Origin of the sequence: Lacinutrix mariniflava, assembly GCF_001418015.1 — a bacterium.
Taxonomy (GTDB): domain Bacteria; phylum Bacteroidota; class Bacteroidia; order Flavobacteriales; family Flavobacteriaceae; genus Lacinutrix; species Lacinutrix mariniflava.
In genome coordinates, this window is sequence record NZ_LIQG01000032.1 from 367,714 (window position 1) to 374,262 (window position 6,549).

At 31.6% G+C, this 6,549-nt stretch carries 9 protein-coding genes; 6 read left to right on the forward strand and 3 right to left on the reverse strand.

Going from position 1 to position 6,549, the window contains the following annotated elements:
- The first annotated feature begins 47 nt into the window (after positions 1-47).
- The 5 genes from ASC44_RS17595 to uvrB all read left to right on the forward strand — a co-directional run bounded on the left by ASC44_RS17595 (position 48) and on the right by uvrB (position 3,948).
- Positions 48-893: a DUF6896 domain-containing protein gene (locus ASC44_RS17595; protein ID WP_193787274.1), complete on the forward strand. Its 846-nt coding sequence runs from the start codon at positions 48-50 to the stop codon at positions 891-893.
- A 57-nt stretch (positions 894-950) separates the two neighbouring features.
- Positions 951-1,205, forward strand: a complete 255-nt coding sequence (locus ASC44_RS17600) for a hypothetical protein (protein WP_055448924.1) — start codon at positions 951-953, stop codon at positions 1,203-1,205.
- 4 nt (positions 1,206-1,209) lie between these two features.
- The gene (locus ASC44_RS17605) at positions 1,210-1,473 is read left to right on the forward strand and encodes a hypothetical protein (RefSeq protein ID WP_055448925.1); all 264 of its coding nucleotides are present in this window, start codon (positions 1,210-1,212) and stop codon (positions 1,471-1,473) included.
- Positions 1,474-1,592: 119 nt separating this feature from the next.
- Positions 1,593-1,877 carry a hypothetical protein gene (locus ASC44_RS17610; RefSeq protein WP_055448926.1) on the forward strand — a complete coding sequence of 95 codons (285 nt, stop codon included), beginning with the start codon at positions 1,593-1,595 and terminating at the stop codon, positions 1,875-1,877.
- Between the two features lie 67 nt (positions 1,878-1,944).
- Complete coding sequence (uvrB, locus tag ASC44_RS17615) at positions 1,945-3,948, forward strand: excinuclease ABC subunit UvrB (protein ID WP_055448927.1); 2,004 nt, start codon at positions 1,945-1,947, stop codon at positions 3,946-3,948.
- 160 nt (positions 3,949-4,108) lie between these two features.
- Here the strand turns inward: uvrB and ASC44_RS17620 are convergent, their stop codons facing one another.
- From ASC44_RS17620 to ASC44_RS17630, 3 genes are all read right to left on the reverse strand, one after another.
- Positions 4,109-4,717: a short chain dehydrogenase gene (locus tag ASC44_RS17620; protein WP_055448928.1), complete on the reverse strand. Its 609-nt coding sequence runs from the start codon at positions 4,715-4,717 to the stop codon at positions 4,109-4,111.
- A gap of 67 nt (positions 4,718-4,784) precedes the next feature.
- Positions 4,785-5,348, reverse strand: a complete 564-nt coding sequence (locus ASC44_RS17625; RefSeq protein ID WP_055448949.1) for a Crp/Fnr family transcriptional regulator — start codon at positions 5,346-5,348, stop codon at positions 4,785-4,787.
- 284 nt (positions 5,349-5,632) lie between these two features.
- A complete protein-coding gene (locus tag ASC44_RS17630) occupies positions 5,633-6,034 on the reverse strand; it encodes a hypothetical protein (protein WP_055448929.1) in 402 nt (133 codons plus the stop codon).
- 181 nt (positions 6,035-6,215) lie between these two features.
- Between ASC44_RS17630 and ASC44_RS17635 the strand changes: the two genes are divergently transcribed.
- On the forward strand, positions 6,216-6,549 hold a 334-nt coding region (locus ASC44_RS17635), incomplete at its 3' end, for a DUF1456 family protein (RefSeq protein ID WP_055448930.1).

Here is a 6,549-nt window from a genome sequence, read left to right on the forward strand (position 1 = left end):
GTTCAACTTCTATATATTTTGAGAGTTATGCCTAATATGAAGAAACATTGGAACTGACTAAAACAAAACAGGTTTGTAACAGTCTGGATGATATTCCAGATTTTAAGACCATCAAATCACTTAAAAGAGGAATTGAATGGAAGATTGTATTTGGAAGTAAGATTAAGTCCAAAAGAGAAAAAATAGGAAGTCAATGGAAATTTGAACACCCTGAATTTCTAATTTCAATTCACACAATAGAATCTGAAATAAATATTGTCAAGTTAATTACGGACAAAGAAATTGAGGAATGCCAAGACTTCTTTGAAAAATGCGCAAAAGATTATCGGAATTTAGCAACTAAATTGATAAATGAATTTTCTGAAAAACATGATGTAAAAATAGATCCTGAATATCCTATGAACACTCTGCGTCACACTGAGAGTTTTGGATATAAACCTGTTGGAGAAATGAACGGATGGAGGTATGCTTTTCACGGAATACATTGCGGCCTAACCAACACTAAAACAGGTCAACGAATTGAAGTTCCTTTGACTTATGGGTTAGAATTCGGACTACTTGACCCGTATTTTTTTATGAGATTTATTAAGTCGACTAAAGAATATCAACCTTTACCTGTTGGAATCTACTGCGATTATGCTGATGGCAATAGAATTTTAGAAAAAATGGTGAAAATTGGAAAATTTGAATTTCTGAATTCTAATTGGCCAAATGAAAAAGGAATTGTAGTTTCCGATAGAGAAAAAATCGAGGTCAAAGTTTATAATCCTAATTTGGAATTGGAAGAAGAAGGACAAGGAGCAATAGCGTATAAAAATAATAGCAAAAACGCTCCTAAATCAAAAGATAGTAACATGAATATACTTTGGTCTAAACTGAAAAACTTGTGGTAATGCACCCAAAACCGCCAATACATAAGACCGTAGACAAAAGCTCTAAAACGATACAACATGGAGGAAAATGATATAATAAAAGAACAGATTTCGGAAATAGTAAAAAATCAAACAGAAAATAATGATCCTCCGGAAACAAAAATCACATTTAAGCAATTAACAAAAAACGGCTTTAGTGACGTCCAATCCAGACAAATGATTGCACAGTGTGTAGCTTTAGAATTATTTGAAATTATTAAAATGAAAAAAACTTTTGATAATGACAGATATGTAAGAAATTTAAAAAACCTTCCAAAAGAACCAACCGAATAAAAACATGAAAATAGAACTAACAAAAGAAGAATATAAGACGCTACTAACCTTATCCTTTTGTGGAGAATGGGTTATAAACAGCCATAAAACAAAAGTTGATCGTATGTCTAAAAAAACAGAACAGTTTGAACAAAAAATATTTTCCTTTGCTAAGGACTTTGGTTTAGAAAAATGGATAGAATATGACTCTGAAATGGAACAGTATTTCCCTACCTCGGACATGGAAGATGAATTACACAAATTTATAGAGCAATATAATTTAGATTGAAAAAAGATAAAAAACAGTTACTATCTAGTAATTAACTAAGAGGTAATTGCGTGTTTGCACACATCTAATTATCATTAAAAAAACCATTACTATAACTCTACTTTAAAGTATCAAACAAAATGAATCTAATAGACTTTATAATTGGTGGATTATTAGCCAATGCAATGCCTCATCTTATTTTCGGACTCACAAAAACGCATTTTCTTGGACTCTTTGGTTATAGTCCAAAAGGAAATATTATGTATGCAATTGTTCAATTTATTTTATGCATAATACTATTCTGCTTAAATTATGGATATAAAGAGCTTATGGAGAATGGGTATCTAGTTGGTGCAATTACTGTGCTTGTACTCTATTTTATTTTCGGAAAATTTCTTGTGACGTTTTATGGTAAAAAAGAATAAATTTTTCTTGTAAAACCTTAACGCTTCATTAAAATAAAACTACCATTTTATTCCGTAATTTTGTTTTATGCAATTCAAAATAAAATCAGAATTTAGTCCAACAGGAGATCAGCCTTCAGCTATAAAAAAATTAGTAAACGGTTTAAACTCCAACGAAAGATACCAAACATTACTTGGTGTTACTGGTTCTGGAAAAACATTTACGGTTGCCAATGTTATAGAACAAACACAAAGACCAACATTAGTACTAGCACATAACAAAACTTTAGCTGCACAACTATACAGTGAATTTAAACAGTTTTTTCCTGATAATGCTGTCGAGTATTTTGTGTCTTACTACGATTATTACCAACCAGAAGCCTACATACCAACCTCTGGTGTTTATATAGAAAAAGATTTATCTATTAACGAAGAGATTGAGAAAATGCGTTTAAGCACAACCTCTTCTCTACTCTCTGGTCGTCGCGATGTTATTGTAATAGCATCAGTTTCGTGTTTGTATGGTATTGGAAATCCTGTAGAATTTCAAAAAAACGTCATTTCAATAGAACGCGATCAGCAAATTTCGCGTACAAAACTATTGCATCAATTAGTACAAAGTTTGTATTCGCGTACCGAAGCCGATTTTAAACACGGTAATTTCAGAATAAAAGGAGATACTGTAGATATATTCCCGAGTTACGCAGACAATGCTTTTAGAGTTCATTTTTTTGGAGATGAAATTGAATTGATAGAACAATTCGATATACAAACAAACGCCGTTATTGAGGAATACGAAAGACTAAATATCTATCCTGCAAATATGTTTGTAACCTCGCCAGATATTTTGCAAGGCGCCATAAAAGGCATTCAAGACGACTTGGTAAAACAATACGATTACTTTAAAGAAGTTGGCAAACATTTAGAAGCCAAAAGATTGAAAGAACGTACAGAATTCGATCTCGAAATGATTAGAGAATTGGGTTACTGTTCTGGTATCGAAAATTACTCGCGTTACCTTGATGGTAGACTACCAGGAACACGACCTTTCTGCTTGTTAGATTATTTTCCAGACGATTATTTAATGGTTGTAGACGAAAGTCACGTTACCGTATCGCAAGTGCATGCCATGTATGGTGGTGATTACAGCCGTAAAGTAAACCTAGTGGATTATGGATTTAGACTACCAGCTGCAATGGATAATAGACCTCTTAAATTTGAAGAATTTGAGTCGTTACAGAATCAGGTGTTATACGTAAGTGCAACGCCTGCAGATTACGAGCTCCAGAAAACAGATGGTGTTTATGTAGAGCAAGTAATTAGACCAACAGGTTTACTAGATCCTATTATTGAAGTACGCCCAAGTTTAAACCAAATTGATGATTTAATTGAAGAAATACAACAACGCATAGAAAAAGACGAACGTACTTTAGTGACCACGTTAACCAAACGTATGGCCGAGGAGTTAACTAAATATTTAAGCAGAATTAGTATTCGCGTAAATTACATACATAGTGATGTAGATACTTTAGAGCGTGTGCAAATTATGCAAGATTTACGTAAAGGTATTTACGATGTTTTAGTTGGTGTAAACTTACTGCGTGAAGGTTTAGATTTACCAGAAGTGTCTTTGGTTGCTATTTTAGACGCAGATAAAGAAGGTTTTTTACGTTCGGCAAGATCATTAACGCAAACCGTTGGTAGAGCTGCAAGGAACTTAAATGGTAAAGCCATTATGTATGCTGATAAAATTACTAAAAGTATGCAGAAAACCATTGATGAGACTGAGTATCGTCGCGAAAAACAAATAGCTTACAATACAGAACATAACATGGTACCAAAAGCTTTAAATAAAAGTTTAGATAGTGCTTTAGGCAAAAACTCTGTAAGTACTTATAGTTACGAATTGGAAGCTGCTAAAGCTGCCGAACCTGAAAGTGAGTATTTAACCAAAGGCGAATTAGAAAAGAAAATACGCGAGAAACGTAAAATAATGGAGCAAGCCGCAAAAGCATTAGATTTTATTGTTGCTGCGAAGTTGCGTGATGAAATTAAGAGTTATCAAGGGAAGTTAGAAACATTGAAGGCTTAAGATTCTGAGAAGAGTTTGATTATTGTTGTTTTGTGTATAGAAAGTAGCAGATATGTATGTGCTATTTTTCGGATTAAAACAAAGATAGCAGAAAAGAACCAAATTTAAGTTTAGCTCTTAACTGCTATTTTCCATATAACTAGTTGACGGTAGTTTTTATTTAAGCATCTACAAAAATTACTTGACCTGTAATAAATCCATCAACCGAACGTTCAAAAGCTTTACCAACTAACCTTCCTGGAACTGGCTCAAAACCTGGCATCATTTCACCATAAACATCCCAAGCCTCTTCTAAAACAGTTGGGTTTATTGAGTTTACTCGGATTCCTCTTGGCATTTCAAAAGCAACACATTTAACAAATGTATCAATAGCGCCACTAGTAGTAGCATCAGCAATAGCAAAAGGTATAGGCTTAGTATTTAGAATTCCTGTGATTAAAGTAAATGAACCCTTATCTGCAATGTATTCTTGACCAATACGCACAATGTTTATTTGTCCCATCATTTTGCTTAAAATAGTGCTCATCCATTGCTCTTCGGTCATTTCAGTAAAATTTGCATATTCACAAACACCAACAGTGTTTACAACAGCATCAAAATGGTCAACATCTTCGTATAATTTTCTTAAAGATACTTCGCTAGTAATATCGACTTGAAAGTCATAATTATCAACAGATCGTCCAGCAGTTATAACTTTGTGTTTTCCAAGACCAGTTAAGGCTGCTTGTCCCATTTTTCCGTTTGCTCCAATTAAAATTATTGTTTTCATATAATATCTGTTTTTAAATTATATGCAAATTTATGAAGCACTAAAGGTTTATGAAGAGGACATTTGTCTAAAAAGAAATATTCGCTCTAATTCTACTAAGGTGTCTTTGAGTAACTCCTAAATACGAGGCAATATAATGAAGAGGAATCTCTTTGATATATTCAGGTTGCGTTGTAATTAAATCTAAATAGCGTTGTTGAGCTTTATCTTTTTGATGATTAAATATCCATTTTTCTAACTCAACATATTCTTTTTCGGCAATAATTTTTAAAAAACTTAACCAATTATTATTTGATTTGGCCAAATTTTCTAAAGTTGCTTTTGGTATTGAAATTATTTCAGCGTCTGTTAGCGCTTGAATATTTTCTTCAGATTTTTTTTGCGAAATAAATGACGAATAAGCCATTAATAGTTTATTTGGAAAAGTGAAACAATAAGTGATTTCATCGTCATTGTTTGAAAAGTAATAGGAACGAAAAATTCCACTTTTAACAAAAGCTATAGAGTCGCAAATTTCATTATTATCAATATATAAATCACCTTTTTTTAATAAAATGGTTTGAGATAATTTCAAGAAATCATTAATTTCAATCTCTGTAAATAAATTAAATGATTTTAAATATTCGTTCATTTCTTTCTTTAATGTTAGGTATGCTGAAATTACCACCAATGTTTCGTTGATATAAAATCGTTTTAATATTTATATCAGGCTATAGACGAAGTTAGCGAAAAAGAATAAGAAAGTCCAGTTGAAAGTGATCCATAAAACAAGAGTTACTAAGGTAATTACAAGTTCCTATCACAATTAATATAACAAAAAACTATTACTAAAACTAAGAGATTCAACTCTTAAGTCGAATACGTTCAACTAGCTAAATTGAATGCGCTAAAAGGCTTTTCAATTTAGAGTTTCACTTAATTATACTGTACCTTAAAGATATCAATTAGTACTTCGGCAGGAACCATCATATTTGGAAAACCTTCCATTAAGTATAAAACTTTGTTTATAGATTCATGACTTAATCCCATTCTAAGTCCGTAATTATAAAGCTTTACAATTTCCGTTTGTGTACGCTCTTGATCAATATCTATTAATAACACCAAACGGTGAAATTGTACAATGCGCTCACTATACGATTCTAAATTCACATAATTAATAGGGTGTTCGATTAAGTAATCGAAATCTGCTCTAGAGATATTTAATTGTTTGGAAATACCTAAGAGAAAATTACACTCTATTCTCTTTAACTTTTTATCTGTTTTAGCAAAAGCTATCATTTCAGATAATAAACTTAGCTTTTCTACTCTGTTAGGCATAATAAAGGATAATTTTCTTTTTATAAAATTACATAATAATGACAATTTATAATCGTAGAAAGCACGTCGCTTGTCGAAAAATGAGTAGTTTTACATCGAATTTAAACGCTGTTTAACACTTACGCGTAGATTTAAACACAAAAAATAGGATTCAAATTACTAATTATCAATACTTTACAACATGACAAATAACGATATCTTTAAAAAACTAAGAGTTGCGCATAAACTTAGAGACACTGATATTATTGCAATATTAGATTTAGTAGATTTTAGAATTGAGAAAACAGAATTAAGTGCCTTTTTTAGAAAAGAAGATCACCCAAATTATGTAGAATGTGGTGATCAAATATTAAGAAACTTTTTAAACGGTTTAATTATTCATCTTCGTGGACCAATGCCTAAAAAAGGTGAAGAACCTAAAAAAGAAGCTGCTAGGAAAGTAAAACCAAATCCTTATAATAATAAAAAGAACTTTAATAAACCAAAAGACAAAAAAAAAGAGCAACGATTAAGTT